We start from the raw sequence: 25,745 nt of genomic DNA on the forward strand, positions 1-25,745 counted from the left end.
CGAACGTCTCGGTTTCGGTCGGTCGTTCCCCGTTTCGTTTCGCACATCGAAAGCGACAGTGGAATCGGAGTGCGTTTCGGTCTCGCCCGGCTTTCTTCGGCGCGTTTCGGCGAAGCGGATGCGAGACGGACACGATACAGTTTTCGCAGTCGTGAAATGGTTAAGTAGCCCGATGCTCTCTACTGACCTATGTCACGAGATACCCCGGAACATACGCTCGAAACCACCGAACGTTCGATCGAACTTCTCGAGACGATCGAACGGTTGAATGGTGCGACGGTATCTGAACTCGCAAGCGAATGCTCGCTCGCTCCGAGTACCGTGTACAAACATCTCGTCACGCTGCAGTCGAACGGGTACCTCAACGAGCGGGAGAACACGTACTACGTCGGCTTCCGGTTTCTCAACCTCGGGGAACACGCTCGAAGTCGAATCGACGGACTCCAGATTATCGAGGATGCGGTTCAGGAACTGACCGCCAAAACCGACGAGGAGGTCGATTTCACCGTTGAGGATCACGGACGCGTGATGACGATCCTGGAGTCGTACCACAAGTGGGTCAAGTACGGTGACGATGGTGGCGCCGAACGGTATCGTGCACGAACCGGATCGTACTACCACATGCACGCGACGGCGACCGGGAAGGCGATCCTTGCTTCTTACCCACGCGAGCGTGTCGATGCAATCGTGGACAGGTGGAGTTTGCCCGCACGAACGGAGCAAACTATCACCGACCGAACCGAACTGTTCGCCGAACTCGAGCGAATCGCCGAGCGCGGGTACGCGATCGACGACCAAGAGTACGCCGACGGACTGCGCAGCGTTGGCGTAAGTGTCACGGGTCCTGATGGCGGCGTCGTTGGCGCGATCAGCGTCTCCGGCCCTAGCTACCGTCTTCAGGGGGACGTCCTCCGAACGACGATTCCCGAGGCAATACGAACTGTACGAGCCGACCTCCAGCGCGAACTGGTCGAGGCAAACACTGGATAGGCGCTCTCGAACCGAGCTATTTTCGCAGAGCGAAAGCAATTGAACTTCGGCTTTTCGGGCTCGAATCGGCCTGTTCGACTAGTTTTATGTACCCCTTCGGCGTACACCTGCACCGTATGGTATTGTCCACCATGATTGCGGATCATGCGACAGCAACGGCATCGAGTACCCGATCGACCACAAAACGAGGAGGGGTCCGATGACGCTTCAGGAGTACACGCTCACGTTTCCGATCTGGGTCGAGTTCGGGACCGACTCGACCGAAAATCTCGGAAATCTCGTCGCCTCACAGGACTGGGAGAAACCGCTTATCGTTACCGATCAGGGAATCATCGACGCCGGTCTACTCGAGGACGTGACGGCGTCGCTGACGGCCGCCGGAATCGACTACGCGACCTACGACGGTGTCGAACCGAATCCGACCACTGGGATGGTCAACGAGGCGACGGCGGCGATCGAGGCCGAGGACTGCGACGCGGTCGTCGCAGTCGGTGGCGGCAGTTCGATCGACGTGGGAAAGGGTGCTTCCTTGATGGCGACCAACCCCGGTTCGGTCGCCGACTACGAGGTGACCTCCGCGGCGGACGTAAGCGAGGCACCGATCGAGAACCACCCGCTTCCGCTCGCAACGGTGCCGACGACCGCTGGAACCGGCAGCGAGGTCGATTACTGGGCCGTCATCACCGACGAGGACCGCGAGTTCAAGATGGCTCTCGGTCAGTCGCCCCAGTACCCCGGCGGTCCCTATCTCGGGGCCGAACTCTCGGTCGTCGACCCCGCCCTGACGGAGTCACTGCCGCCGAGACAGACGGCGGCGACCGGGTTCGACGCATTCTCCCACGCTCTCGAGAACCACGTCTCGGCGGCGTGTCCGCCGATCGTCAAGCCGATGACCGAACACGTTCTCGGGCTCGTGCCGGAGGCTCTCCCCCGAGCCTACGAGGACGGAGCTCTGGACGCTCGCGAGCAAATGCTGTTCGGCTCACACGTCGCAGGCTTTTGCGAGAACTTCGCCGGATTCGGCGCGATCCACTCGCTGGCCGAGACGACCGGCGGGATGTATCCATCGATCCCCCACGGGGAGGCGATCGCCGCCTACACGCCCGACGTGATGCGGTACAACATCGAGGCGGTCCCCGAGCGGTACGCCGAGGTCGCCGCGGCGATGGGCGTCGACACTACGGAGTGTTCGACGCGAGAGGCCGCGCTTGCGTCGGTTGATGCCGTCGAACGGCTCATCGATCGCGTCGATCTGCCGTCCAGTCTCCGGGAACTGGGCGTGGCGGAGTCGGACCTTCCGGAGATCGCAACGAAGTCACTCGACACGATCGAGATCCACGACAACCCCCGTCCCGCGGACGCGGACGATCTCCTCGAGATCGCAACCGACGCCTACTGACGGATCGTGTCCAACGCCCCGTTCCCGGGCCGATAGCGCCGTCTTTAGCGTGTCACCCTCTCCCAAAGAGATAAGAACGACGGCACTAAACCAACTGACGCTAATGGCAGACACGTTCAGCGGAGAGCTACGGGAGGCCCACGCGGCCGCCCGAGAAGAGGTACGCGAACTGAGCGACTGGAACGCGTGGATCGACGGCACCGCCGTCGCGGGCGACGGCTCGCTCGAGACGATCGATCCCGCGGTGAACGAACCGATCACGACGGTCACACGGTGTGGGGCTTCCGACGTCGAGACCGCCGTCGAAACCGCCCAGCGAACGTTCGACGCTCGGTGGTCCGAGTCGACACCACGCGAGCGGTCCCGACTATTGTTCGAGTGGACCGATCGACTCCACGATCACGTCGAGGAACTCACGCTGATCGAGTGTCTCGACACGGGCAAGCCTCGCTCGCAGGCTCGCGGCGAGGTCGAGGGTGCGATCGATACGCTCGAGTACTACGCCTCGCTGTGTCGAGTCCAGGACGGCCGACAGATCGCGACCGACGACGATCTGCACCTGTACACACGAACGGAGCCGTACGGCGTCGTCGGCCAGATCGTCCCGTGGAACTTCCCGATCTGGGCGGCCGCCTGGAAGCTCGGCCCCGCGCTCGCGACTGGAAACACCGTCGTCCTCAAGCCCTCGACGGACTGTCCGCTCTCGACGATCCGGATCGCTGAACTCTCCGCGGGTATTTTACCCGACGGCGTGCTCAACGTCGTCCCCGGCACGGGATCGACGGTCGGCGCTGCGATCACCGATCACGAGGACATCCGGAAGCTCTCCTTTACCGGAAGCGTCGGTGTCGGGACCGAGGTCATGAAATCTGCCGCCGACACCCTGACGCCGGTGACCCTGGAACTTGGCGGCAAATCGCCGTTCCTGGTCTTTCCGGACGCCGATCTCGACATGGCAGTCGAAGCGGTCGCAAACGGGATCTTCTACAGCACGGGCGAGATCTGCGACGCTTTCTCCCGCGCGCTGGTCCACGAGGACGTCCACGCAGAGTTCGTCGACCGATTCGTCGAGATGGCCGAGTCGTACGTCCTCGGCGACCCCCTCGACGAGGAGACGACGATGGGGCCGCTGACCTCGCAGGGACAGTACGAGACAGTCACCGACTACGTCGAGCACGGCGTCGACGAGGGGGCGACGCTGCTGACCGGTGGCGGACCGCCGGATGACGAGACGCTTCGGGACGGCTGGTTCTTCGAGCCGACCGTCTTCGGTGACGTCGACAACGACATGACGATCGCTCAGGAGGAGATCTTCGGCCCAGTCCAGACTCTCAACACGTTCTCGACCTACGAGGAAGCGATCGAACTCGCAAATGACACTCAGTTCGGACTGGCGGCCGGGATCGCCACCGAGCGAACCGACCTCGCCCACGGCGCTGCGGCCGATCTCGAGGCCGGAGTCGTCTACGTCAACGAGTACGGCCCGATCCTGCCGGAGGCGCCATACGGCGGGTTCAAGGCCTCTGGAATCGGGAAGGATCTCGGGACGGACGTCCTCGAGCACTATCAGCGCACGAAATCGGTCTACGTCAACCTCGACGAACCGAGCTGCTGAGGTCGGTGAGAGCATCCGGTTCGGAAGGCTTGGGACCGAACCGAATCTCCGTCGAAAAATATAAGTCATCGGTACCGCTCTATTTGATCCATAGTGCACGATACCATGGAACACATAGGAGCTCGTTCGTCGACAGAGACACCGATGTTCGCTCGTCCGCAACCATGAACCCCTGGTACCTCTTCGGACTGGAGGACGCCAGGCGCGGAGAACGCGGGCTTTTCATTATCACTGCGGCGTCGCTTGCAGTACTGGGCGGTGTCGGATTGTGGAACCCACACGGCCTCAACGAAACGATGAACGCGGCTTTCGAGTGGGTGCTGAACTACTTCGGCTGGTGGTTCATGCTGCTCGGAGTCGTGTTGCTCGTCTTCTCGACGTTCATGGTGTTCTCGAAGTATGGTCACATTCGGATCGGCGGACAGGACGCCGAACCCGAGTTCGGACTGTTCTCGTGGCTTGCGATGGTCTTCACCGTCGGATACAGCGGGTCGATCATTATCTGGGGTGTCGGCGAACCCATCTCCATCGTCGCGGATCCGCCACCGGACCCGGGGCCGGTCGCGGGAGCGCCGATCGAGTCGCTGGCGCTGGCGTTCATGTACATCCACGAGGTCTTTCCCGGCCTCGCCATGTGGTATCCCCCGTTCGCGCTGGCGTTCGGACTGATCATCTACACGCGGGGTACCGACGAGTACAAGTTCAGCGCGATGCTCAAGGTGGTACTCGGCGAGGGCCACCGCGGGCTCTACTGGATCGTCGATCTGGCCGCACTGATCGCGATCGTCGGCGGCGTCGCCGCGGCGATCGGGTTCTCCGCGCAGGTGTTCTCGGCACTCCTCGGTTCAGTGTTCGGCCTCCCCGCAACGGCGTTTACCTACGGCCTGTTCGCGATCCTTGGGTTCGTCTTTTTGGCCGACGTCTGGCTTGGGCTCCATAAGGGGATCCAGAACGCCGCGCGGGCAACGATCGTCCTGATGCTCGTCTCGTTCGCGTTTCTGTTCGTCGTCGGGCCGACGCTGTTTATTCTCAACATCGGGCTCGATGCGGCCGGCGTCTGGCTCGACAACATGTTCCGGCTCTCGCTGTACACCGCGCCGACCGCCGACGGCAACTGGCCCCAGAGCTGGACCAGCTTCTGGTGGGCGTGGTGGGCCGCCTGGGGGCTGTTCGTCGGGAGCTTCGTGGCTCGCGTCTCGAAGGGTCGCACGATCCGAGAGACGTTCGTCAGTCTGGTGTTTATTCCGGCCGGGCTCCTCTGGATCCAGCACTCGATCATCGGTGGCTGGGTCCTCGCACCCGGCTACATCGAGCCCGTGACGGATGCGCTGAACAACGGTGGGATTCCAGCTGCGATCGCGACCGCCGTGACGATCACGCCGTACGGCGCGGTGGTGGGCGTACTGTTCATCCTCGTCATCGCGGGGTACGTGCTTACCTCGCTGGACTCGGCAGTGTACATCCTCTCGTCGATCACCCTCGGCGACGAAACGCCCAACGCCCGCAACCGCGCGTGGTGGGGCGTGTTGCTCTCCTTCCTCGGCGTGATGACGCTCGAGCTACCCGTCTTCGACGCGATGCAAGCGTTCCCGACGGTCCTCGCGCTCCCGTTTACGCTGTTTTTGGTCGCACTCGCGTACGCGAGTTACGTCGCCGCGAAGGAGTACTATTACGGCGTGTTGGACCACGAACGCGGGGACACCTTCATCACGAACTACGATTCGGAGGCGTCGGACGATGATAACTGAGCGACCTCCGAAACCGGTTGTACACCCTCCGTACTCGTTGAACACCCCGGTGAACGGGCGGAAAACGGACGTTCCAGATCGGAACCTACCTAGTTTGAGAAGGTCTGTAACATCCCCCAGTAGTGTGATCAAAATACTATTCCAAAACAGATGTACGTACAAATGGGATATCCAAGCACTATATCTGTGAAGCGAAATCGACTGCTACCCGGCATCTAGCACTCGCTAATGCGCTTCAGGCTGTACTCTTCTCCCTCAGCTAAATCCGAACCTCGAGGCCTCCTCTTCAACCCGTACAGAGACGTACTTGTGCATATATCGGATAGTAGTCCACGAGATGGATGATCAAATATATAACAATACTGCTCGCCAAAAGAATTCTACTTTGCATATGTGTTCGAGAAAATCAATAGCTGGTGACAGATTCTGCTTTCGCCGTCTCCGGGCCGGACTCGACGTCTCGAGGGGCGACAACACGACGGTCAGCGGCTTCGTCGGTGCCATCGAGCGCGTCACGTAGCGCGACTCGAGTACTCCAGCAAGGGCCGCCGATCCGGTCGCCGAGATGCGATCGAACCGACTGCGTCCTCGACGAGGGCGATCCGCCGACCTACGCGCTATAGTCGACGAGCCGACACGTGCTCGGACGTACTCGTTCGGGTTACCCAGAGAATAATTACACCGCGGAGGCACGCGCTCAGAGAGGGCCACCGATTACCGCGCCGGCGACCAGCAGCGCGGGGATCGTTGCCGTCGCCAGCGCCACGAGGTGCGGCGCGGGCGTCTCGTCGACGGCAGTCCGCGCGTTCGCCGCGGCCGCGGCCGTGAACGTCGCGCTGGCGGCGAGGAAGAGCACGATCGACCAGAAGATGCTCTCGTTGTACCGGGCGCGGACCGCCGGCCGATCGAGCGTGTAGTGGAACGCGAACAGGTCGGCCCACTGGGAGTTGTGGAACGCGTAGAGTTTGGTCTCGTACACCGGCGCGATATGATGAATATCGGGAAACAGCCCCCAGAGCCCGCCGACGGCGACGAGCCACAGCGGCAGCCACGCCGGAAGTCGGTACCGGAGCGCCAGCGGTGTGACGAGCAGGAGGACGAGCGCTGCGCCGACCAGAAAGTGGACGATTGCGGGAGCCATTGGAACGGACCGGCGGGGACCCGGTCGAAAGATCGGATTCGACGGTCTCGAGCTTCAGTAACCGGTAGGTACACGGACTCGGACGAACGGCGGCCGACGAGTACTGACCGATTTCCGGCTCGACGCGTCGGGAGCGACGCCGAGAGGCGTTTCTCGAGCGCCGTACCGAGCGTCCCCTCGATCAGCGCGGGACTACCGGGACACCGGTGTCGGAACGGCCGACGCCGGTAATTCGGCGTTGCCTCGAGCCGGTCGAGATTCAGCGGGCTTATGCGTTCGCCGGAGAAGTGATCGACGTCCCCATCATGCGCTGGCGGTATCGAACGACGGTCCTCGCGCTCTGTCTGCTCGCCTTCTTCGTGACGTACTTCGCGCGGATGGCGATCAGTCCGGTAATCCCCTTTATCGCCGCGGACTTCGACGTCTCGAACACCCAGATCGGGTTCGCGCTCTCGGGAATGTGGCTCGCCTACGGGCTCTCGCAGTTCCCCAGCGGCGTCCTCGGCGACCGATACGGCGAGAAGCCGGTGATCCTCGTCGCCGTCGGCGGCACGGCGCTGGCCAGCCTCCTGCTCGCGTTCGCGCCAGCGTTTCCGGCGTTCGTCCTGTTCGCCGTGATCCTCGGGCTGGTCGCGGGGCTGCATTACGCCGTCGCGACGACGCTGCTGTCGCGGACGTACGACGAACTGGGCCGCGCGGTCGGCATCCACTCGATCGGCGGCCCGCTCGCGGGGCTGGTCGCCCCCGTCGCGGCGGCCTGGGTCGGCACCCGGTACGGCTGGCGCCCGGCCGTCGCGCTCGCGTTGCTCGTCGGCCTCCCCGTGTTCGCCCTCTTCGCCCTCCGAGTGCGCTCAACCGAGCCGCGCCGGCCCGACCAGCCGATGCGCGACCGGTTCGAGCTCGCGGCGCTTCGCGAGCTGGTGACGCGGCCGGCGATCGCTTTCACGCTCGGCATCGCTATGCTCGGCACCTTCATCGTCCAGGGGCTGCTCACCTTCCTTCCGACCTTCCTGATCGACTACCACGCCTACTCCGCGACGCTGGCCGGCGTCGCCTTCTCGGCGTTTTTCGTCGTTCGAACCGTCGGCCAGTCGATCCTCGGCGAGTTCTCCGACCGGTACGGACGCGACCTCGCGATCGGCATCGCGATGCTCGCGGGGACCGTCGGCGTCCTCGGGATGGTCGTCGGCCCGGGGCTCGTCACGGTCGGGATCGCCGTGTTGCTGACGGGGCTCGGCTCGAGTTTCTTCGCCGCGCTCGACCCGCGCTTTCTCGATCAGTTCGGCGACACCGAACGCGGGGCGGGCTTCGGGCTCGTGCGTACGGTCTACACCGTCGTCGGCTCCGCCGGTTCGGTCGGCGTCGGCCTGCTTGCGGACCTGTTCGGCTGGGGCGTCTCCTTTCTCGTCCTCGCCGTCCTGTTCGCGCTGACGTTTGCCGCGCTCGCGGCGAACTGGGCGCTCGAGCTGGGCTACTGAGTTCGGACCGACCCGAGGCCGCTGCGGCTTCGACGTGGCTTGGGCTGCTCGGAGGCGCTGTGTCGACTCGAGCGCGACCTCTTCCGGGAGCTACGGGGGGGGTAGTGGCTGTATTGAGCTGACTGAACTCACTGCTTTCGTACGCCCGTCGCCAGCGTTTCAGCACCGCTCGAGACACGAACTGTGATTCCTCGACCTCGATAGATGACGGAGTAGTAGTCTCGAAGTCAGCGTCGGATGGGTACCCGACGATTGTGACGATAACATGGGTTACGCCCAGGCGATCCGCATCGATCCCGAGACGGGATACCTCGAGGGCGGCGCCGACCCCTGCGGCGACGGCTCCGCACAGGGGTTCTGAGACCGTCCGACCGCGAGATGGGCGTGCTACCCGTTCGTTTGGGGCCCCTGCCCGCCCGGGGGTTCGAGGCGTAGCGATTCGCCGTGCCACTCGATCTCGAGCTTTCCGCGTGAGAGGTACGGTGAGAGGGAGTCTGCCGACAGCAGTCCACAGTACCTTCCGTCGTTGACGACGGGAAGGTGTCTGACGCCCGCGGCCTGCATCGTCTCCGTCGCCGCTTTCAGCGTCGCCGTCGGTTCGATCGTCGTCACCGGCGTCGACATGATCTCGCCGACGGTCGGCTGTTCGGCCGTTTCCGCGACCATCGCGACGATATCTGATTCGGTGACGATACCGGTGACGACATCGTCGAGACAGACTACAAGAGCCGGAACCGCAGGACGGCGAAGGTGCTGTGCCGCCTCCGCCGCAGCCAGATCGGGCGACACGGTCGGCGGGGCCTGCACCCCGAGGCTGTTGACTGTCATCTCGATCATAACTGGCTAGAGTTAGCATACATCAGTACATAGCATTACTGGACATATGGGGCCAATATGCTAGAATTGCTAGTAGTATTAACCCACTATTCGGCCGATTTGTGTGACTGTGAACAGCCTACATTCAGTGGGCGACCAGCGACACCTCGCTTGCCGATCGTGCGCGGCCGCGACTGCCCGGACGAATAGCCGTCTGAGAACCTGTCCCGCACGGTGACGTCGGTACCTCCCTCGAGACTAGCGATCACGGAAGCTCGAGGCCCAGCCCGGTGTGTGTTCGAACGCGGACATCGTCGACGGGTCGAAACGCCCCACGACGCGGATTCGGCGGCACCTACCGGCTCCGATAGGGGTATCCCAGGGAGTCGTCCGGCGGCCAGCACTCGAGTTCCTCGGAGAGCCCGAACACCTGGTCGGTGCGCTCCCCGTCCGCCAGTGAGACCGACTCCTCCCAGTTCGAATCGATGATACCCTCCTCGGCAAGTTTCGGCAGGTGCGTGTGTCGGAGTCGATATCGGGCGTGTTCGATCTCCCGACCGTCGAGGTTCTCTGGCGGTATCTGGTGTCGGCGGGCAGCCACGCTCCGTGAGAGACCCTCGAGTGTCACCGTTTGGTCCCGTTCGACCAGTTCGTGCAGGACGAGCTGGCGGTCGGCGCTGGCGAGCACCGCGAGTGCCTCCGTCCGGTTCATCTCTGAGAAGAGTTCCGGGATCGGGTGCAAAAACGGCTCGGTCAAATCACGTTGGGAGCGCTCGAGACAGCAGCCTGGAACTCGCCCGTCGGCTCTCGAGGACGGTTGCAACAATGACATCCTCCCCGGCGTGAACGCCGGGGTTTCCTCGCGCTGGGAGTCTCGACTACGCCGAGTTGGTTCGAGAGAGCAAGCTCTCTTGTCATCACGAGACGACTTCGTCGTCTCGAACGACCACGGAGGCAACTTGCGGGTTCGTGTGCTCCTCGTTGGGACGGGGAGAGCGTGGTGACTCCAACCAGTCGTGGCTGTCCCACTTGAGGCACACGGGCCGTTCCATCGGCCTTGCTACCGTTTCGTGCCGTCTCAGGAACGTCTCACTTGCCGCGAGGTCCGCGTGGCCCTCGAAGCCGCAGTGACAGGTCAGCGTGTCCTGATGCCGCGTCGTGTCCTCGGTCGAACCGCAGTTCGGACACGTCTGCGAGGTCCACGCTTCCGTTCGCACTTCGACGGTGATACCGAACTCCTCGGCGGTATCGGCGAGCCGCCCAACGAACCGCCGGAAGGTCCAGAAGTTGTGCAGCTTGGCGTTCGTCCGAACCGACCAGTGCGTTTCGAGGATGTCCGTGAGGTCGCCGACATACACCGTCGAGACACCTTCGTCGTACAGCCGTTCGATCAAGTCGCGTACAAGCGCGTCCATCGCATGGTTGCGCCGTCGCGTCCGGCGTCGGTACAGCGATTCGATTTGCTTCGAGCTGTACCGGCCGTCCTCGAGTTTCGACTGAAGTTCGGCAATCCGTTGCGTGGTTTCGCGGAACCGTTTGAACAGGTCACGCCCCTCGTACAGATACTGCTCGCCGGTTGTGGTCGTACAGGCGACGATGTTGTTTGCGCCAATATCCAGAGCGGCGGTTTCGTCCGCCAGTGGTTGTGCCAGTCGAGAATTGCTGATTGTGACTGGCTGAAAGGCCCTGAATGTCTCGCTCACGTCGTCGTAATATAGTTCCAACCGACCCTGCTTGTCGTACTCGTTCCAGTTGGGTTCACCCCGGACCTCGAGCCGGAGTCGTTCTCGATATCCAAGACCGTACTCCTTTTTCAGGTCTTGGCCGACAAGAATTTCGAGTCGGGAGTATTCGCCCCACTTGACCGAGTACGAGGTGTTCCGGATGTACGTCCGAAGATCGCGGCCCTCGTCTTGGTTGCCCCAGAAGCCGGGCTTGCTGTTGGCTTCGCCCTTCTCTCGGAGTGCAAAGAACGAGCGCCACGCTTCGCGGTTCTTGCGTTCGATCTGTTGAACTGTCGAAGCACCGAGCGTACCGCCGTACCGACCGCGGTACTCGTCGATCTCCCAAACGTCGCCGTCTGGATCTTCGAAGTTGGTTCGGCGCTGGTAATTGATCTCGTTCCAGAGGGCGGCTGAAGCGTCCAAGAGTCGGCGAAGCAACTCCTCGTCTGCGTCGGACTTCGGAACTACTTCGAACTCGTTGGTTCGCTTCATTCGCCGTAACACTCAACATGTCCTTACGTCTATTAAGTCTTATGCGTCCAAACATAGACCTCTCCCACGCAACGCATGGTCGTGTGAAAGACTTTGCCGAAGAACGAGATATTACGCTCACCGAGGCATACGAACAACTCTTGAACGCTGGACTCGACGCCGTGGAGACTCCAGATAGGGAATAACCGGTGCTTTGTGTAGCCGAGTGACGCGATTCACGCCCGCCGTAAACGGCGGGACTCTCTCGCTGTTTAAAGATAGGCTTCAGAGCCGACCGAGCGCCGGGAGCGCAGTGGTGACGACGCAAACGCTCGGAGCCGGGCGTCGGCACGAATTTTCTGCTGGCATATAACCATTAGTAGAATCTCTCGAGCTACGAAAGTAGCCAATAGAACAAAAGCCTAGAAGTTCCATTACAAAAACATGGTGGGGACATTCACCGTCGACCTGCGAGATGGACGGAGCGTTCCGTTCGACGAAATCGTGGTGCTGGAGCGGAAGAACGGCATGTGGATCCGCTGTATCAGGGACGAGCCCAGCCGGCGCGAGCAGCTTCCGGAGACGACGAAGTATTATCGCCTCGAGACCGACGTCGAGCGCATCGTTATCGAGCCCAATGGCGAGTCGTACGAAACCTCACTCTCGCCGGGGGCAGAGACGGACGCGCCGGACGGAGCTGTCGCCCTGCTCGAGGAGGCCGACGGGGAGCTCGCCGACGACGAGACGGTTCGGCGGCTGCTCGAGTAGTGACGACGGAGCCGCCCCTCGGCGTGCGACCGTCCGCTCGCCCGGCGCCTGGCTGTCGTGGGTACGGATAGCCCATCGACCTACTCTTCTCGACGGGCGGCGTCGGTCGACTCTCTGACCACCTCGAACTCGCTCGAGCCGCAGCGACAGCCGTCCCTCGAGCCGATCGGCTGTACCGCTCCGTCTGATGCAATCCTGGCAGCGTAGGCCGATCCACACTTCGTACAGACCGCCATTCTTCGTTCCTCCTCCTCACCCATGCACTATCACACGACACGGTGTGTGATTATTTTATTGATACTTCTCACGATTCCTCGTTCGGGTGAGTCCGACGTCCTCGCGGTCGCATTCGGCTCGCTCGTCCGTTCCCGAGTTCGTCGGTGTACTTTTCGGCCGCGACTCACCATCGACTCGGCGGTTCGTTCTCCGACTCGAGTCACGCGTGTGACGGCCGAGCGGTGCCGACGGCGGTCGACCAGAGCCCGACGAGAACCGCGGCGAAGGTGAGAGCGATCGCGATCGTGAAGCTCCCGGTGTAGGCGACGCTCGCGGTCCCCAGCGGGGGCATCGCCAGCGCGGTTACGCCGATCGCGATGTTGAACACGCCGACGATGGCGGTGTCCTTCTCGGGGGAGTAGATCGTCATCACCAGCGGGATGTACAGCGTCGCGGAGCCGCCGAGTCCGAGCCCGATCAGGAAGATCGCGATCGGGAGCATCGAGTCGGTCGAGGCGAACAGCAGGCCGATGCCGGCGGCCGCGGCGGTGAGCGAGGCGAGGAAGGCCCGCCGGGAGCCGACGACGTCGGCGAGGTAGCCGCTGCCGATCCGCGAGATGATGCTCACGCCGCCGATCAGTCCGAACGCGGCCGACGCGCCCGCCTCGGTGAGTCCACGGGAGGCGAACAGATCGACGGCGTAGGCGGCGAGTAGCTGGTACCACGCGAACGAGAGCGCGATCCCGACGAACAGCAGCTGGAACGTTCGCGTTCCGCCGAGCCGAGCGAGCCACTCGAGGAGTTCGCCCGCGGTCGCGGTCGACTGCTCGGCCCACTGCGGACGCCGACAGACCAGTCCGGCCAGCAGGAACGCGACCGCAGTCACCGACATCACGAGGAGAAATCCCGGGCGGACGCCGAGCTCCGCGAGGACGAGCTGCCAGATCGGCGGCAGGACGGTCAGCCCGAGCCCGTTGCCGACGAAGATCAGCCCCGTCGCGGCGCCGCGGCGGCGATCGAACCAGCGCGGGACGACCGACGCGAGCAGGACGAACGCCGTCCCCAGCGCGAGTCCGAGGAACGCGAAGACGACCGCCAGTCCGGCGATCGACTCCACGAGGTACAGCGCGGGCGCCAGCAGCCCCGTCACGAGCGAACAGGCGAGTAACACGAGCCGAGAGTCCAGGCGGGTGCCGAAGACGCCGACGAGTCCGGAGCCGATAAAGAAGGTAAACAGCATGACGGCGAACACGCCCGACAGCGCGAGCGGCGAGACCCCGAAAGCGTCGCTGAACGGCGCGCGGAAGATGCCGTACGACAGCGGCGTGCCGAAGGTAAAGACCATCGCGACGGCGCCGACGATCGCCACCAGCCAGCTGCGGCGACCGTCGGGACGTTCCTGGTCGTCGGTGCGCACGGCACTGTCTCGAGCGCGCTCGGTCGAAAGGATTCTGATCCTCCAGTACCGTTGCCGAGATCGCCTCGAGTCGCCGCGGCGACGGCCACCGCGAAGCTACTTGCCCCTGTACGGTGCAGGACCCTCGAGCGGACGGACGGCCGTCCGCCAGCATCCATGGCCGACTACCAGTCGCGATTCGCGCTTCGAACGCCACAGCAGGAGCCGACGACCGAACGGGCGAGGAAAGTCGACCGATGACGCCGCTCGAGCCGATGCTCGCGGTCGTTTTCGGGCTCTCCGTAACGTACCTGCTGGCCTGGTGGTACTGGTGGGACGTCCTCACCGACGAGGGGATCGAACTCGAGTACGCCGAGTGACGGGTTCTCGAGGTTGGCGTCCGACTGCGCTGCGTGTCTTAGCTATGCGGTCGACCACTACCGCATGAGGGTCGGTCCCACGGGTTTATCGGCTCCGACGAAGAGTTCGTAGCTGGGTCGACACCAATGAGCAAACTGACGCTGGATACGGCAAAAGAGATCGTGGACGCGGCCGAACGGCGGGCGGCGGAGATCGACGTCCCAATGTGTATCGCGGTGGCCGATGAGGGCGGAAACCTCGTCGCGTTCCACCGCATGGACGGCGCGCTGCTCGCGAGCATCGACATCGCGCGGAACAAAGCCTACTCGTCGGTGGCGCTGGAGATGGAGACGCAGACCATCCAGGAGGTGTCACAGCCGGGCGAGTCGCTGTACGGGCTGGGAACCACGAACGACGGCCGGATCGTCACCTTCGGTGGCGGACTTCCCCTCGAGGACGACGACGGGACCGTCGTCGGCGGCGTCGGCGTCTCCGGCGGGAGCGCGGACGAGGACGTCGACGTCGCGGAAGCCGGTGTCGACGCGTTCGACCGCAGCTAGCGTGGTCCGACTACCGTGGGGATACGTCGGACGCGCCCTCGCGGCGCGTCCCGTCGGGCAGCGATGAGCGACGGAATCGTCGCGGTCGTGAGCGGTACCACCGTCCCCGAACGCGTGCTCTTCGAGGCCGCGCGCCGGGCCGACGACTCCGGCGCGACCGTCCACGTCCTCTACGTGCTCGGCCTCGAGTGGTACGCGAGCGCGGAGCTCTGGCTGGCCGAACGACTGCGGATTCCGACCGGTACCGACACGATACGGGAGATCTGTGAACGCAAGGCCGATCGACTCGCCGCGCCCGCACTCGAGCGCTACGAGACTGCCGGACGGATCGGACACCCGCTCGACGAGATCGTCGAATACGCCACGGAGGTCGAGGCCGACACCGTCGTCGTCGACAGCGACCTGCAGTCGGGGACCGGTGCCTGGCGCCGAGTTTCGGACCCGCTTGAGGCGTTTCGCGAGCGGGAGCTGTCGGTCGTTCCGGTGTACTGAAAGGGTGATGTAGCAGAACCTCAGGGGGGTCACTCGAGGACATCGTTGACAAGTTCCGGGCTTCGACCGGCGGACTATAGTAGCAACTGAAACTGTTTGCACATCGATCGCACAGTTGTCGTGCGATCGAGTGCGCACTGACTGTCAGTGGTTACTATAGGTTAGTTGAACCACTCGCCATACTCCTCGCAGGCGCCACACGTCGCGTGTGTCACCCACGCGTCGCCGTGGTCGTGTTCGGTCGGCGCAACCCGGGAGAGCTGGAGGTTCGTGGATCCGCACTCGGGACACTGCGGGGGGATCGCCTCGTTCATTATAACACATAACTCAATCCGTGATATTAAAACTTGTCAGTGATTTCTTGTTTTCGAATCGCGCCTGACGCACCCGGCCCGAGGCGTAGGGTGCAGACTCCCTCGGTTCCTTCGAGCAACGGGACACCCGTCTCATACCGTCTGCCGACCGATTCTCTCGAAACAGGAACGACTGATAGTACTATCGCCGCTCGAGCGGGATGTTCTCGTATGAGGTATCTCATCGCAACCGACGGTTCCGAGGTCAGCGACACCGCGGTCGAGCGCGCGGCGCGCGACGCGAGCGCGCTGGAGGCCTCCCTCGAGATCGTCCACGTGCTGACACCCGAAACGGAGTTCGTGGACGGAGCGCTCGTGTTGCCCGGCGAGGAGCGCGCCGTCGAGTACGGCGAGCGGACGCTCCGCCAGGCGACGGAGCTGGCGACCGAAACCGTCGCCGAGGGAGCCGATCTCGAGATCACGACCGAGCTGCTGGCGGGGCGGCCCGCGGCGGCGATCGCCGACTACGCCGCCGAGGCCGATGTCGACGGGATCTACGTCGGCCACCGCGGGCTCTCGACGGAACACGAACGGGTTGTCGGCAGTGTCGCCAAGGCGGTCGTCGACAAGTCGACCGTTCCCGTGACGATCGTCAAGTGACGAGGATCGACCCCTCGCTCTCGTCGCCGACGGAATCGGGTCGTCCGTCTTCGAACAACCCGGCGGCGCGGCGGCAACGGCGTTCTCGGTTTTATCTCGGATCAGTCCGAACGAGGCGGGACCGCCGTCGTCGGCTCCTGCTGTTGCCGATTGGCAATTTCTCTTCCCTTTCGCCCGGTCCGAAGTATGTGTATTAAACCTATTGGGGATGATTGAGAACATAGCCAAAACTTCACTCCAGACCTTGGTGTGCTTGCGCCATTAGAAGGATTTATTACTGGACGATCTATACACCAACCACGGTGGTGATGCCAACGAATACCATCCAATTCGTCAGTCGATGTGCCTGTGGCAACCGAGGTCGTGACTCGATCCTCTGAGATCAGATGCCGGAGACGCCTCGTCCGCTGCCTCCTGTCATGCTTCCACCTTTGCGACCCGGTTTTTCGTTCGCTTCGACCGATCGTCTTCAGCGGTGAGCAATTTAGCTGGGCACCGTCCGTCGCTTCCGAGTGAGCCGCTCGCTCGTGAGAGTACCTGTCGATCGATTGCTTGGATAGACCTTCTTCCGATATTCACATAGATCACACTTAGTGTCAATTATTAAATATGATATTATCAGGAATTTAAATTAGTAACAACCTTTATTGTATCCATTAGTGGATGGCAGATGTACCATGCGACGTCGGACCACACTCAAACTGCTCGGCAGTGTTGCGGGAGCGAGCGCGATCGGCGCGACGACGGTCAGCGCGGATGATTCGTGGGCTCGCGAGGAAACGCGTCGGTTCTACACCTACGAAGAGGTCCAAGAGTTGCTCGGGGGCTTCGAGCAACGGGCGCGACGACCGTTCGAACTCGAGAAGATCAGCGAGAGCCTCGAAGGCCGCGACCTGACCGTCGCCCGCGTCGGCAGCGGCGACACGGACGTCTTCTTCGTCTCCGAACAACACGGCGACGAGCCCACCGGGACGAACGCGATCCTCGCGGAGCTCCGCGAACTCGCGACTTCCGGGAGCCCCTTCGCGCTCGGTTACGGACGAGCTAACCGTCCATGTCCTGCCGATGCAGAACCCGGACGGAGCGATGCGTAACCAGCGCGAAAACGCCGACAACGTCGACCCGAACCGCCAGCACGACTACGAGGTCGGGTCCGACGACAACCCGTCGCCGGAGACGCAGGCGATGATCGACTACGTCGTCCCGCTGGAACCGCTGTGGGTTGCCGATCTGCACACCCAGGGCGGAATGTACTACGACGAGAACGAAAATCCCGGTGACATGTTCCACTCGTCGAATTTCTGGCCAAACGCAAGCGGGGTCGACCCGGAGGCGATCGAACTCTCCCAACAGCTCAACGTCGCGATGTACGATCACGCCGAAGGGAAGGCAAACGCCCAACTCTCGGTCTATCCGGGTGGCGACACGGTCAACATCGCCCGCAACGCCTACGGTGCCCGTGGTTTCGGGAGCATCCTCAACGAGATGACCGGCCAGATGGGCGATCGTGGCTCCCGAATGGAGGGACAGATGGTCCGCATCATGCGCAACGAGAACCGCGCCATCCTCGAGGAGACCGCTGAGGGCACGCTCCGAGATCGCGACTCCGGACGCGTCGACGAGATTCCGGACCGTCCGGATTTCGGTGAGGGCGGCGACTGGCCGTGGGAGGCCAGCACCGAGTAGGTAACTCCGAGCGTCAGCGGTTCGTTTTTGTCACTGGTTATCGTTCGTCGACGGTCGTGGGGAGATTCGGTAGCCGACCGCTACAGTCCTAGGTAGCCTCGGATGAACGGCTGCACCGGGCGATTACCCATATCGCCCGCGGGAGACGGTGACACGATGATGGGTCGCACAGGGGAAGGCGCATCGCCGGTCGAGAACCCCTTCGCCGCGGGGTCGACGGCCGAACGGCTGTACGAACTGCTCGCCCGGACGGACGGGGAACAGTCCGTCGCCGAGCTGGCGGCGCGAGCCGACTGCGACCGCGTCGCGGTTCGGGAGACACTCGAGTCGTTCGCCGAACTCGGGATCGTCACCGAACGGAGGGGGTCGCCCTCGACTTACGAACGAAACGACAGGCGGTTTCCCCGGAGCGAGGACGGGGCGGCGGTGCTCGCACGGGAGCGGTCGCTCGAGGAGCTCGAGGCGCGGATGGACGTACTGGTCGATCGGGTGTGGCGCTACCAGTGCCGCTACGACGCCGAGACGCCCCTCGGTGTCGACGGCCGAACCGTCGACATCACGCCGGCGGCGCTGGCCGACTGGGAGACCGCCCGGGCGGAGCTGCAACGGTGCGAGCGCGCGCGGCGGCTCCGACTACGTGAGGTGGTGTCCGAAGAACGGATCTGACGGGGTCGCGGCTCGAGATAGCCGGGCCATTGAGGGCTCTCACTCGAAGCCTGCCGGGCTCGCGGTCACCTCGCGAGTGCTTCCTCGGCAGGCCGGAGGCGGACCGAAAACGTCGCGCCTTCCCCGGGCTCGGAGTCGACCTCGAGGGTGCCGTCGTGGCGCTCGGCGATGCGCTGACAGAGCGCCAGGCCGATCCCCGTTCCCTCGTGGTCGGCCTGGGTGTGGAGGCGGTCGAACACCTCGAAGATCCGCTCCTGGTCCTCGGGATCGATCCCGATCCCCTCGTCGCGAACCGCGATCTCCCACCGGTCGCCGACCCGTTCGGCGGAGACGTGGATGCGAGGCGGCTCGTCGCCGCTGTACTCGAGGGCGTTCGAGACGAGATTCTGAAAGAGCTGGCGCAGCTGGCTTCGGTCGCCCGCGACGCGGGGCAGTTCCTCGACGATGATCTCGGCGTCAGTCTCCTCGATTCGAACCCCCAGATCGGTCAGCGCGTTCTCGAGGACGGCGTCGAGGTCGACGGGCTCGAACGGGTCGCCCCGCGTCTCCACCCGGGAGTACTCCAGGAGGTCGTCGACCATCACCTGCATTCGGTCGGCGCCGTCGACGGCAAACTCGATGAACTCCTCGGCGTCCTCGTCGAGCTCGTCGCCGTAGCGCTCCTCGAGCAGCCGGAGGTAACTCGAGATCATCCGCAGGGGCTCCTGGAGGTCGTGACTGGCGGCGGAGGCGAACTGCTCCAAGCGCTCGTTGGAGGCCTCGAGCTCCCGGACGGTCGCCTCGAGTTCCTGCTGTGTCTCCCGCAGCTCGTCGTTGCGCTCTTCGAGTCGGGCCTGAACCCGCTCGAGGGCGTCGTTTCGCCGCTCGATCTCCCGCTCCCGGGAGATCGCGCGCGACTCGTGGATCCCGATTCCGAGGCCGGCGACCGACCCGATCGCCAGCGCGACGGCTCGCGTGCCGAAGGTGAACTCGGTCGGGATCCCGGGGTGGAGCGCCCGGAGGACGAGGAAGGCGAGCATGACGCCGACGCCGGCGAGGCTCCACGTCGCGATCCGCCGGTAGAGGTCGGGTTCGATCTCGGACTCCGAGAGCCAGCTTCCGACGTACAGAAACAGCGCGCCCGTCAGCCCGAGCAACACGAAATCGATGAAGGCCTCGACGCTCGAGCCGCCGCCGGTGACCTTGAGCAGCGACTGGGTGGCGGCGACCGCGATAATACCCAGGCCGAGACCGTGGACGTACCGGGACCGACGAACCATCTCCCTCCAGTACCCCATGCGTTGGCATGAGGGTTGCTGTGGGAGGCCGTATGAGTGGGTGGTCGTTCAATCGTTTCTCGAGTTTGAACGGTGGTGAATTCGTATACATTCGCCTTCGAGAACCCACCCTCGGCGGTTCGCGGCGAGGTCGGCACTCAGCGACGCGAGCGAACGTAGTCGAGCCCGGGGCAGCCGTCGAGATACCAGAGCGCGAGTCCGGCGGCGAACAGCGGGATCTCGAGCAGGAAGAAGATCCCCGAATGGGTGAACGGAGTGACGACGAACTCGACGATCGCCGGCGGCTCGAACAGGCGCTCGTGGTAGGTAAACGTCGGGTGGGAGAGAAACGGCCAGAACAGGAACTCGGTGTCGTTGGGGTAGCCGAGGTAGGCTCGCGGCGGGATATCCGCGACGAGGTGAGAGAGGTGTGCGAGGACGAACGCCGTCGCCGTCTCGAGGCGATCGAGGGCGATCGCCGAGGCGTAGACGACGAGGATCACGATACCGGTCGCGAGCAGGGAGTGGGCGAGGAATCGGCCGTGGGGAAACACGCCGAGCCAGCCGAGCGGTTTGTCGATCAGATCGGCGAACTGCGAGCCGAAGATGGCCGCGAGGGCGGGCTCGGGTCGGGGAGATCGTCCGAACCGACCGCGCGAGTACAGCGAGTAGACGATGTACGCGACGCCGAAGTGTCCCCAGGGCCACATGGATTAGCCACGTCTATCTACGCCTATACCTTTGTCTAAATCGGCCGAGGGGAATCGGGTATCCCTCAAGTGCGGTGGCCTCTCGAAGGAGCCGAACCAGTTGGACAGATTCCGCCGCTCGAGTCCGGAACTGCCGTCTAGTTAGCGATCGGACGGGTCGTGATGAAAACGCTTTTACAGTTGACCGGCCAGTGCTCAGAGGATGGAACCGCTCGTCTTCCCCATCGTCGCCGCACTCGTCCTGCTGCAGATTCCTATCTCTATATTCGTTCATTTTGATGCGAAACGGAGAAGTTTAAAGAATCCGGACACCTACGAGTTCGGCGTTCTCGTACCGCTCTGTGGGCTGGTGGTTACGGTAGTTTACCTGTACAACCGACGGCGGCGGTCCGGGAAGGCCCTCGGTTGAGGCATCTCGGCCTGGTGGGGGCGACAAACGACGATTTTCGTGCGGCAGCGGGTTTTCTGCGGATTCGATGCAATATAAAACGTTATGCACTCGAGAACCCTCTCTGTAGCAGAGATGTACTGGCACGAGATCGGGGATCGACGGGGGACGGTATGGAGCTGAAGCGTCGCGAGTTCGCCGTCATCACGGGCGTCTCGCTGTCGGGGGTGCTGGCGGGCTGTGCCGACACCGAGGAGGAAGAGGGGGGAGACGACTCCGGGTCGGAGACCGACGAGGCCGACGACTCGGCGGCCGACGGAGCCGAGGACGGGGAGAGCGACGATTCGGAGGCCGACGAGACCGAAAGCGACGACGCCAGGAACGAGAACGGGGATGACGGCTCCGGAGACGACATCGCCAACGAGGACGCAAACGAGAACGAGGAGCCGGCCGACAGCGAGTCGGGAGAGGCAAACGAGTCCGACGAGGACGACGGCGACGACGAGGAGGTCTACGAGGACGAGGCGATCGACGGGGAGGTCGTGCTGTCGGAGGCGGCCGAGCGCCACCTCGAGGTCGAGCGACACACCTTCACCTGGGGTGACGAGCCGCCCAGCGAGCTGTGTCAGGTGCACATGATGCTCGCGAACGCGAGCGGAGCGGAGCTCGCCGTCAGCATGACCGCTCGCGTGTACGACGCCGACGGGAACGAGCTCTCCTCGACCACGAAGGCCGCTACCGAGGGGCCGGAGCCGGGCGCCGACGACGCCGTTTACTCGTTCGAACTGAACAACTGCGCGGAGACCGCGGCGTACGAACTCGAGGTCACGGACGTCGAGGCGGCCGGGGAAACCGAGGAGGTCGAGGAGGCGCCGGACCGACACCTGCTGCGCGTCCTCGTTCAGGACGGCGTCGGCGAGCCGATCGATGACGCGACCGTCAGCGTCGAGGAACAGGGACTCGGCGGCTGGGGTGACACTCAAGCGGTCGACGACCACGGCCGGACGGAGTTCGAGTTCCAGGCGGGCGAGTACCTGGTGATCGTCGAGGCGGAGGGGTACCCGACGCTCGAGGAGTCGCTCGAGCTCACCGGAAACGTGGAGTACACGGCAACCCTTCGGGGGAGCGACTGAGACCCGCGGCGGTTCGGCGTTGGGAGCGAATCGTTGCAGTGTCGGAACGCTCGAGCAAGGTTTTTTCTCGTCACAGGGGATACTATGCTATATGCCAACAGCCCTCAACCGGCTTCGACGGCGGTACGAGACGACCGACAAGAAGTGTCCGGCGTGTGGCTACGTCGATACGGAGCGAAACTGGGAGAGCCGAACCGACGGGAAGCGAGTCGTGTACCGCCACGTCTGTCCGAGCTGCGATGCGAGCCGCGAGCACACCTTCCGGCTAACCTGATCGGAGACTCCGAACGGGAGGACTACCGCGATTCAGGCGCCGAGTATCCACGACAACGATTTAGAGCCCTTCGTAGAACTCCGGGCCACGGCTCGCCCGTCCTCGCCCGGCGATCCGTCCTCCCGTCGCTCCGACCCAACCGAACCGACCGCCGCGGATCCCCTCCGATCGGGGCCGACATCTCGACACCACCTCGCCGTGACCGCAGAACTCGGTCTCTCCGGGGCGATCGCGGGCTGTGTCTCCCTCAGTTCGGTGGAGGTCGCGGCCCACTCCGATCGGCTGGTTCCGTTCTGTTCGATCGATCCGCGAACGCTGGTCTACGGCGACGAGATCGTCGCGGAGGTCCTCGAGGGGTACCTCGAACGGGGCGCCCGCGGCTTCGGCGAGCTGAAAGTCGGAATGGCGATCGACGACGAACGCCTCGAGGGCGTGCTCGCCTCGTATCCGGAGGTCGACTTCGTCGCACACGCCCACGGCTGGTGGCCACACATGGCCGCGGACGTAGAGTCGGGGGATCTCGGCGGACTCCCCGAGGGGTCGGTCGACGCCCGCGGGCGCGTCTGGGACCTGGTCGCGGAGTACGATAACGTCTACGGCGATCTCTCGACACGCGCGGGCTGGAACGCGCTGACGCGAGATCTCGGGGTTGGGCAGACCTTTCTCGGGACCCACCACGAGCAGCTCGTGTTCGGGACCGACTACCACTATCCCGGCCAGGAGGTCCCCCAGTTCGAGCTATTCGAGCGCTTCGACCTCGAACGCGAGGCGTGGCCGGATCCTCCGGACGGACCGACGACGTTCTTCGACGGTTAATAATACACTGGCACGAAGTTATTATTACAGAAAACAGCTAAGTAACCGCCCGCGAACTCTCGAGTATGAACGCCGTTGGAGTCGTCGATGTCGGCAGCACGAACGTCCGTTACGCCGCGGCGACGCCGGCCGGCGAGTTCCTGACGGCCGTGGAGTCCGAGCCGACACGGCCCTACGAGTTGTGCACACAGCTTGGACGAGTAGTCGAGACGCTGACAGCGGCAGCTTCTCTCGACGCGGTTTCGATCGTCGTTCCGGGACTGGTCGACGCCGATGGGGGCAGCGTTCGGCGGTTCGACACCGCCGACGGCGACGTGATCGAGCGCACCGAGATCGCATCGCCGCTTCGGGACCGCTGTGGGCTCCCGGTGTTCCTCGAGAACGACTGCACCGCGTCGGCGCTGGGGGAGTGGCGGTTCGGAGCGCGCGAGGACCAGACATGCGTGATTCAGCTCACCGTCGGCACGGGGATCGGCGGCGGCGTCGTCGAACGCGGTCGGCTGCTCCGGGGCGAGACCGGCGGTGCGGGCGAGTTCGGGCTCATCCCGGTCGCTCCCGACAGCATTCTCGAGAGCGCCGGCGTCACCGGCGCCTGGGAGGCGTTCTGCTCGGGTCGGGGGATCCCGTCGTACGTTCGCCACCGGTATCGCGTCGACGAGGTATGGGACGAAAACGCAGCCGGCGAGTTCCGCGAGACGCTCGCGGCCGGCGAGGAGTTCGCCGCGCCGGCCGTCTTCGACGCGGCCGCCGCGGGCGATCCGTTCGCCCAGACCTGTCTGGACCGGATCAACCGGTACAACGCCGTTGGGCTCGCCGCGCTGTGTAACGCGTACGAGCCCGGCCTCGTAACGGTCGGGGGCAGCGTCGCGCTCAACAACGCCGACCGGTTCCTCGAGGGGGTCGATCGCTACCTCGAGGAGTATCTGTTCGTCGACCGACCGACGATCCGGGAGAGTCCGCTGGGCGAGGCACTCGGACTGTACGGGGCGTTGAGTGTCGCACTCGATCGGGCGGCGCGGTAGCCACACCGTGGGGTGGGTCTCAGCGAAACCAGTCGGTGTACGCGTCGCAGTCGTCGCACTCGACCCGAGTCGCCCACTCCTCGCTTCGGTCGTGGTCGTCCGGAGACACTCGCGTGATGCGGACGTTCAGCGATCGACACTCCGGACACTGCGACGGGATCTGCTGGCTCATTCCGACCGCTCGTACGACGCCATGTTTGGTAACTGTTACCATGAAACACTTCCTCGTGTCGTAGCTCTCACTCGAGCCGACGTCGGCCCGGTCATCTCCCGTTTCCCACCAGTCACGGCGGCAGATAGTCGCCACGACAGTGAGGAGAGCTTATGCCACTAGCTACCGAATGACTAGGGGGTGGTCAACGATGCATCATGCCCCAGTTCACGAGGTGGACGAGGACCTCGAGTGCCCCAACTGTCGCCGGGAGATCCCCACGCGATCGATGGTGTGTCCGTACTGCGAGATCTCGTTGCACTGACCGCCTTTTTTGCTGTGGATCGGCGATCGGTCGCTGTGAGCGAGTCCGGCGCTCGCGTGGTGAGGACCCATCCGATCGACTCGAACGGGCCCGGTGTAGGCACCGCCTCACCTCGAGCGGGCTCGGCTAACAGAGTATTTACCAGATTCGTTCGCGGTAGTCAGGTGTTACCACGTCAGCGACGGTGGGTGTCCCGGTGGCTAGCCGCCCATTATCCTTCCGGAGAGTGAGTTGTGAACCTGAACAATTCGATCAAAATATACTCCGCTCGTTCTCATATCTATCTAATTCGCCCCAATACACTGTTACTTCGACAGAAAGCACTAAGTTCTCCTGTTCTCTCGTCAGGTGTATGGCACGCGACGCTGCGATCCTGAACGAAGACGCCCCGAACGGTGCCCCTGCCCTCCCCAACTGCGTAACGATCGTCGGACACGGCGCTCCCGCAAGCTTCGAGATCACAGTCAACGGAGCGATCGAGGCCGCCGACGGCGCCGGAACGGCCGTCGTCTCGGAACACGCCGCCGAAGGCGCGATCGAGGCCGGCACCACCCGGTTCCGGTTCTCTGGCGACATGGCCAACGCACACGTCCTCGATCGAACCGGGTCCCAGTCGCCGACGATCCACGTCGAGTACGGAGCCCACTGAATGGCTGCCAGCGACAGCGATCCCGACGCGACCGGAGCGCCCAGCATCGAACGCGAGTACGGCCCCGACACCGCGCCGACCGTCGCCGTCCTCGAGGCGATCGCCGCCCTCGAGGGGGCCGACGCGACCGCACTCGGCGACGAGTTCGGGCTCGTCCTCTACGACCACCTCGATCCGCAGGCGCTCGACGCGCTGTTTGCAAGCGAGTCCGCAGCCGCGAGCGTAACGGTCGCGTTCGAGGCTGACGCGACCTACACCGCGACGGTCACGCCCGATCGCGTGACGGTTACGCGCGACTCGTAGACACGCGTCCCGACGGCGACGCGTTCGACAGCCGTTGAACGACTCGCGCACGCCTCATCGTGCGCTCGACCGAGCTTTTCTGCGGAGCGATCTCGTGGCTCGAGCCGTCGCTCCTCGTCGCCGTTTTTGATAGCGCCCGCGGTGTTTCGGTTCGCCCGACAGCGACGGGCAGGTCCGTCGAGCGTTCGAGGAACCGGCCCGTCCGTCACGCCAGTCAGCGGTGAACGCCGGCAGTTCTG

General features: G+C 63.9%; 29 protein-coding genes. 20 read left to right on the forward strand and 9 right to left on the reverse strand.

From position 1 onward, the window contains the following. Positions 1 to 189 precede the first annotated feature (189 nt). The 4 genes from QA600_RS11125 (at position 190) to QA600_RS11140 (ending at position 5,752) form a co-directional block, all read left to right on the forward strand. Positions 190 to 990, forward strand: a complete 801-nt coding sequence (locus QA600_RS11125) for an IclR family transcriptional regulator (RefSeq protein WP_278292007.1) — start codon at positions 190 to 192, stop codon at positions 988 to 990. A gap of 199 nt (positions 991 to 1,189) precedes the next feature. Next, positions 1,190 to 2,389: an iron-containing alcohol dehydrogenase gene (locus QA600_RS11130; RefSeq protein WP_278292008.1), complete on the forward strand. Its 1,200-nt coding sequence runs from the start codon at positions 1,190 to 1,192 to the stop codon at positions 2,387 to 2,389. Positions 2,390 to 2,492: 103 nt separating this feature from the next. Then, on the forward strand, positions 2,493 to 4,004 hold the full coding sequence (locus tag QA600_RS11135; RefSeq protein ID WP_278292009.1) for an aldehyde dehydrogenase family protein: 1,512 nt from the start codon (positions 2,493 to 2,495) through the stop codon (positions 4,002 to 4,004). A gap of 164 nt (positions 4,005 to 4,168) precedes the next feature. After that, positions 4,169 to 5,752, forward strand: coding sequence for a BCCT family transporter (locus QA600_RS11140; RefSeq protein ID WP_278292010.1), 1,584 nt, complete (start codon positions 4,169 to 4,171; stop codon positions 5,750 to 5,752). Between the two features lie 697 nt (positions 5,753 to 6,449). On the opposite strand, the gene QA600_RS11145 is transcribed toward QA600_RS11140, so the two are convergent. Continuing rightward, positions 6,450 to 6,893 (reverse strand): hypothetical protein, encoded by a 444-nt coding sequence (locus QA600_RS11145; protein ID WP_278292011.1) that lies wholly within the window; start codon positions 6,891 to 6,893, stop codon positions 6,450 to 6,452. A 305-nt stretch (positions 6,894 to 7,198) separates the two neighbouring features. Here QA600_RS11145 and QA600_RS11150 point away from each other — a divergent pair, with 305 nt between their 5' ends. Further along, on the forward strand, positions 7,199 to 8,371 hold the full coding sequence (locus tag QA600_RS11150) for an MFS transporter (protein WP_278292066.1): 1,173 nt from the start codon (positions 7,199 to 7,201) through the stop codon (positions 8,369 to 8,371). A gap of 387 nt (positions 8,372 to 8,758) precedes the next feature. Here QA600_RS11150 and QA600_RS11155 read toward each other — a convergent pair whose 3' ends face one another. From QA600_RS11155 to QA600_RS11165, 3 genes are all read right to left on the reverse strand, one after another. Then, entirely contained in the window at positions 8,759 to 9,208 is a 450-nt protein-coding gene (locus QA600_RS11155) for a CBS domain-containing protein (protein ID WP_278292012.1), read from the reverse strand. A gap of 334 nt (positions 9,209 to 9,542) precedes the next feature. Then, positions 9,543 to 9,899: a hypothetical protein gene (locus QA600_RS11160; protein ID WP_278292013.1), complete on the reverse strand. Its 357-nt coding sequence runs from the start codon at positions 9,897 to 9,899 to the stop codon at positions 9,543 to 9,545. Positions 9,900 to 10,104: 205 nt separating this feature from the next. Continuing rightward, on the reverse strand, positions 10,105 to 11,403 hold the full coding sequence (locus QA600_RS11165; protein WP_278292014.1) for a transposase: 1,299 nt from the start codon (positions 11,401 to 11,403) through the stop codon (positions 10,105 to 10,107). 423 nt (positions 11,404 to 11,826) lie between these two features. Here QA600_RS11165 and QA600_RS11170 point away from each other — a divergent pair, with 423 nt between their 5' ends. Continuing rightward, positions 11,827 to 12,150, forward strand: a complete 324-nt coding sequence (locus tag QA600_RS11170) for a hypothetical protein (RefSeq protein ID WP_278292015.1) — start codon at positions 11,827 to 11,829, stop codon at positions 12,148 to 12,150. A 436-nt stretch (positions 12,151 to 12,586) separates the two neighbouring features. On the opposite strand, the gene QA600_RS11175 is transcribed toward QA600_RS11170, so the two are convergent. Further along, the gene (locus QA600_RS11175; RefSeq protein WP_278292016.1) at positions 12,587 to 13,783 is read right to left on the reverse strand and encodes an MFS transporter; all 1,197 of its coding nucleotides are present in this window, start codon (positions 13,781 to 13,783) and stop codon (positions 12,587 to 12,589) included. 236 nt (positions 13,784 to 14,019) lie between these two features. Between QA600_RS11175 and QA600_RS11180 the strand changes: the two genes are divergently transcribed. From QA600_RS11180 to QA600_RS11190, 3 genes are all read left to right on the forward strand, one after another. Next, entirely contained in the window at positions 14,020 to 14,142 is a 123-nt protein-coding gene (locus QA600_RS11180) for a hypothetical protein (RefSeq protein ID WP_278292017.1), read from the forward strand. A gap of 126 nt (positions 14,143 to 14,268) precedes the next feature. Further along, a complete protein-coding gene (locus QA600_RS11185) occupies positions 14,269 to 14,682 on the forward strand; it encodes a heme-binding protein (protein ID WP_278292018.1) in 414 nt (137 codons plus the stop codon). 63 nt (positions 14,683 to 14,745) lie between these two features. Continuing rightward, positions 14,746 to 15,174: a universal stress protein gene (locus tag QA600_RS11190; RefSeq protein WP_278292019.1), complete on the forward strand. Its 429-nt coding sequence runs from the start codon at positions 14,746 to 14,748 to the stop codon at positions 15,172 to 15,174. Between the two features lie 161 nt (positions 15,175 to 15,335). Here the strand turns inward: QA600_RS11190 and QA600_RS11195 are convergent, their stop codons facing one another. Beyond that, complete coding sequence (locus QA600_RS11195) at positions 15,336 to 15,488, reverse strand: hypothetical protein (protein ID WP_278292020.1); 153 nt, start codon at positions 15,486 to 15,488, stop codon at positions 15,336 to 15,338. 210 nt (positions 15,489 to 15,698) lie between these two features. Here QA600_RS11195 and QA600_RS11200 point away from each other — a divergent pair, with 210 nt between their 5' ends. From QA600_RS11200 to QA600_RS11215, 4 genes are all read left to right on the forward strand, one after another. Further along, a complete protein-coding gene (locus QA600_RS11200; RefSeq protein WP_278292021.1) occupies positions 15,699 to 16,127 on the forward strand; it encodes a universal stress protein in 429 nt (142 codons plus the stop codon). Positions 16,128 to 16,804: 677 nt separating this feature from the next. Next, positions 16,805 to 17,221, forward strand: coding sequence for a hypothetical protein (locus QA600_RS11205; RefSeq protein ID WP_278292022.1), 417 nt, complete (start codon positions 16,805 to 16,807; stop codon positions 17,219 to 17,221). After that, on the forward strand, positions 17,214 to 17,813 hold the full coding sequence (locus tag QA600_RS11210; RefSeq protein WP_278292023.1) for a hypothetical protein: 600 nt from the start codon (positions 17,214 to 17,216) through the stop codon (positions 17,811 to 17,813). Before QA600_RS11205 ends, QA600_RS11210 begins: the two co-directional genes overlap by 8 nt. Before the next feature lie 156 nt (positions 17,814 to 17,969). After that, on the forward strand, positions 17,970 to 18,479 hold the full coding sequence (locus QA600_RS11215) for a TrmB family transcriptional regulator (protein WP_278292024.1): 510 nt from the start codon (positions 17,970 to 17,972) through the stop codon (positions 18,477 to 18,479). A gap of 65 nt (positions 18,480 to 18,544) precedes the next feature. On the opposite strand, the gene QA600_RS11220 is transcribed toward QA600_RS11215, so the two are convergent. After that, positions 18,545 to 19,738, reverse strand: a complete 1,194-nt coding sequence (locus QA600_RS11220; RefSeq protein ID WP_278292025.1) for an ATP-binding protein — start codon at positions 19,736 to 19,738, stop codon at positions 18,545 to 18,547. Between the two features lie 155 nt (positions 19,739 to 19,893). Further along, positions 19,894 to 20,445, reverse strand: a complete 552-nt coding sequence (locus tag QA600_RS11225) for a metal-dependent hydrolase (protein WP_278292026.1) — start codon at positions 20,443 to 20,445, stop codon at positions 19,894 to 19,896. A 202-nt stretch (positions 20,446 to 20,647) separates the two neighbouring features. Between QA600_RS11225 and QA600_RS11230 the strand changes: the two genes are divergently transcribed. The 5 genes from QA600_RS11230 (at position 20,648) to QA600_RS11250 (ending at position 24,078) form a co-directional block, all read left to right on the forward strand. Continuing rightward, positions 20,648 to 20,854 (forward strand): hypothetical protein, encoded by a 207-nt coding sequence (locus QA600_RS11230; RefSeq protein ID WP_278292027.1) that lies wholly within the window; start codon positions 20,648 to 20,650, stop codon positions 20,852 to 20,854. Positions 20,855 to 21,006: 152 nt separating this feature from the next. Continuing rightward, positions 21,007 to 21,966: a carboxypeptidase regulatory-like domain-containing protein gene (locus QA600_RS11235; RefSeq protein ID WP_278292028.1), complete on the forward strand. Its 960-nt coding sequence runs from the start codon at positions 21,007 to 21,009 to the stop codon at positions 21,964 to 21,966. Between the two features lie 91 nt (positions 21,967 to 22,057). Further along, a complete protein-coding gene (locus QA600_RS11240) occupies positions 22,058 to 22,240 on the forward strand; it encodes an HVO_0649 family zinc finger protein (RefSeq protein WP_278292029.1) in 183 nt (60 codons plus the stop codon). 198 nt (positions 22,241 to 22,438) lie between these two features. Then, positions 22,439 to 23,056, forward strand: coding sequence for a hypothetical protein (locus QA600_RS11245; RefSeq protein ID WP_345782022.1), 618 nt, complete (start codon positions 22,439 to 22,441; stop codon positions 23,054 to 23,056). A gap of 65 nt (positions 23,057 to 23,121) precedes the next feature. Beyond that, positions 23,122 to 24,078 (forward strand): ROK family protein, encoded by a 957-nt coding sequence (locus tag QA600_RS11250; protein WP_278292030.1) that lies wholly within the window; start codon positions 23,122 to 23,124, stop codon positions 24,076 to 24,078. A gap of 19 nt (positions 24,079 to 24,097) precedes the next feature. Here QA600_RS11250 and QA600_RS11255 read toward each other — a convergent pair whose 3' ends face one another. Continuing rightward, the gene (locus tag QA600_RS11255) at positions 24,098 to 24,292 is read right to left on the reverse strand and encodes a hypothetical protein (protein ID WP_278292031.1); all 195 of its coding nucleotides are present in this window, start codon (positions 24,290 to 24,292) and stop codon (positions 24,098 to 24,100) included. Between the two features lie 614 nt (positions 24,293 to 24,906). Here QA600_RS11255 and QA600_RS11260 point away from each other — a divergent pair. Then, positions 24,907 to 25,203: a hypothetical protein gene (locus QA600_RS11260; protein WP_278292032.1), complete on the forward strand. Its 297-nt coding sequence runs from the start codon at positions 24,907 to 24,909 to the stop codon at positions 25,201 to 25,203. After that, positions 25,204 to 25,506: a HalOD1 output domain-containing protein gene (locus QA600_RS11265; protein ID WP_278292033.1), complete on the forward strand. Its 303-nt coding sequence runs from the start codon at positions 25,204 to 25,206 to the stop codon at positions 25,504 to 25,506. It abuts the gene before it with no gap. Positions 25,507 to 25,745 lie beyond the last annotated feature (239 nt).

The sequence above is a fragment of the Natronococcus sp. A-GB1 genome (assembly GCF_029688845.1).
Lineage (GTDB): Archaea > Halobacteriota > Halobacteria > Halobacteriales > Natrialbaceae > Natronococcus.

Bases quoted from the DNA above. Each gene is read 5' to 3' on its own strand.
- QA600_RS11125 (WP_278292007.1), top strand. From the start codon at position 190: ATGTCACGAGATACCCCGGAACATACGCTCGAAACCACCGAACGTTCG.
- QA600_RS11240 (WP_278292029.1), top strand. From the start codon at position 22,058: ATGCCAACAGCCCTCAACCGGCTTCGACGGCGGTACGAGACGACCGAC.
- QA600_RS11135 (WP_278292009.1), top strand. From the start codon at position 2,493: ATGGCAGACACGTTCAGCGGAGAGCTACGGGAGGCCCACGCGGCCGCC.
- QA600_RS11145 (WP_278292011.1), bottom strand. From the start codon at position 6,893: ATGGCTCCCGCAATCGTCCACTTTCTGGTCGGCGCAGCGCTCGTCCTC.
- QA600_RS11250 (WP_278292030.1), top strand. From the start codon at position 23,122: ATGAACGCCGTTGGAGTCGTCGATGTCGGCAGCACGAACGTCCGTTAC.
- QA600_RS11230 (WP_278292027.1), top strand. From the start codon at position 20,648: ATGGAACCGCTCGTCTTCCCCATCGTCGCCGCACTCGTCCTGCTGCAG.
- QA600_RS11140 (WP_278292010.1), top strand. From the start codon at position 4,169: ATGAACCCCTGGTACCTCTTCGGACTGGAGGACGCCAGGCGCGGAGAA.
- QA600_RS11260 (WP_278292032.1), top strand. From the start codon at position 24,907: ATGGCACGCGACGCTGCGATCCTGAACGAAGACGCCCCGAACGGTGCC.
- QA600_RS11180 (WP_278292017.1), top strand. From the start codon at position 14,020: ATGACGCCGCTCGAGCCGATGCTCGCGGTCGTTTTCGGGCTCTCCGTA.
- QA600_RS11150 (WP_278292066.1), top strand. From the start codon at position 7,199: ATGCGCTGGCGGTATCGAACGACGGTCCTCGCGCTCTGTCTGCTCGCC.
- QA600_RS11185 (WP_278292018.1), top strand. From the start codon at position 14,269: ATGAGCAAACTGACGCTGGATACGGCAAAAGAGATCGTGGACGCGGCC.
- QA600_RS11130 (WP_278292008.1), top strand. From the start codon at position 1,190: ATGACGCTTCAGGAGTACACGCTCACGTTTCCGATCTGGGTCGAGTTC.
- QA600_RS11235 (WP_278292028.1), top strand. From the start codon at position 21,007: ATGGAGCTGAAGCGTCGCGAGTTCGCCGTCATCACGGGCGTCTCGCTG.
- QA600_RS11215 (WP_278292024.1), top strand. From the start codon at position 17,970: ATGATGGGTCGCACAGGGGAAGGCGCATCGCCGGTCGAGAACCCCTTC.
- QA600_RS11165 (WP_278292014.1), bottom strand. From the start codon at position 11,403: ATGAAGCGAACCAACGAGTTCGAAGTAGTTCCGAAGTCCGACGCAGAC.
- QA600_RS11225 (WP_278292026.1), bottom strand. From the start codon at position 20,445: ATGTGGCCCTGGGGACACTTCGGCGTCGCGTACATCGTCTACTCGCTG.
- QA600_RS11255 (WP_278292031.1), bottom strand. From the start codon at position 24,292: ATGGTAACAGTTACCAAACATGGCGTCGTACGAGCGGTCGGAATGAGC.
- QA600_RS11170 (WP_278292015.1), top strand. From the start codon at position 11,827: ATGGTGGGGACATTCACCGTCGACCTGCGAGATGGACGGAGCGTTCCG.
- QA600_RS11220 (WP_278292025.1), bottom strand. From the start codon at position 19,738: ATGGTTCGTCGGTCCCGGTACGTCCACGGTCTCGGCCTGGGTATTATC.
- QA600_RS11200 (WP_278292021.1), top strand. From the start codon at position 15,699: ATGAGGTATCTCATCGCAACCGACGGTTCCGAGGTCAGCGACACCGCG.
- QA600_RS11265 (WP_278292033.1), top strand. From the start codon at position 25,204: ATGGCTGCCAGCGACAGCGATCCCGACGCGACCGGAGCGCCCAGCATC.
- QA600_RS11210 (WP_278292023.1), top strand. From the start codon at position 17,214: ATGCGTAACCAGCGCGAAAACGCCGACAACGTCGACCCGAACCGCCAG.
- QA600_RS11190 (WP_278292019.1), top strand. From the start codon at position 14,746: ATGAGCGACGGAATCGTCGCGGTCGTGAGCGGTACCACCGTCCCCGAA.
- QA600_RS11155 (WP_278292012.1), bottom strand. From the start codon at position 9,208: ATGATCGAGATGACAGTCAACAGCCTCGGGGTGCAGGCCCCGCCGACC.
- QA600_RS11160 (WP_278292013.1), bottom strand. From the start codon at position 9,899: ATGAACCGGACGGAGGCACTCGCGGTGCTCGCCAGCGCCGACCGCCAG.
- QA600_RS11195 (WP_278292020.1), bottom strand. From the start codon at position 15,488: ATGAACGAGGCGATCCCCCCGCAGTGTCCCGAGTGCGGATCCACGAAC.
- QA600_RS11205 (WP_278292022.1), top strand. From the start codon at position 16,805: ATGCGACGTCGGACCACACTCAAACTGCTCGGCAGTGTTGCGGGAGCG.